At 49.1% G+C, this 582-nt stretch carries 1 protein-coding gene; it reads left to right on the plus strand.

Annotated features, from left to right (window positions below):
* Window positions 1-502: putative PEP-binding protein (locus ACTHUM_RS17895; protein WP_440403675.1), on the plus strand; the 502-nt coding region annotated here is incomplete at its 5' end.
* Between the last annotated feature and the right edge of the window lie 80 nt (window positions 503-582).

Genomic DNA, 582 nt, shown 5'->3' on the forward strand with positions numbered 1-582 from the left:
AGCCTTGAAACGCGTTCGCGATGAAATGGGCTTGACCAACGTCGAAATCATGATTCCATTCGTTCGTACTTTGGGTGAAGCGGAAGCTGTTGTTAAAGCCCTGAAAGAAAACGGTTTGGAACGCGGCAAAAACGGCCTGCGCCTGATCATGATGTGCGAGTTGCCAAGCAACGCTGTATTGGCAGAACAATTCCTGCAATACTTCGACGGCTTCTCCATCGGCTCTAACGACATGACCCAGCTGACCCTCGGCCTCGACCGTGACAGCGGTTTGGTATCCGACTCCTTCGACGAGCGCAACCCTGCCGTTAAAGTGATGTTGCACTTGGCAATCTCTGCTTGCCGCAAACAAAACAAATACGTCGGTATTTGCGGTCAAGGTCCATCAGACCATCCGGACTTTGCCAAATGGCTGGTTGAAGAAGGTATCGAGAGCGTATCGCTCAACCCTGATACCGTCATTGAAACCTGGCTGTATCTGGCTAACGAATTGAACAAATAAGTTCAATAAGACAAAAATCCCCTGCCCGTTTATCCCGGCAGGGGATTTTTATTGCCTTATTCAATACCGTCTGAAAAAAC

It is taken from the genome of Neisseria sp. P0021.S006 (genome assembly GCF_051956895.1).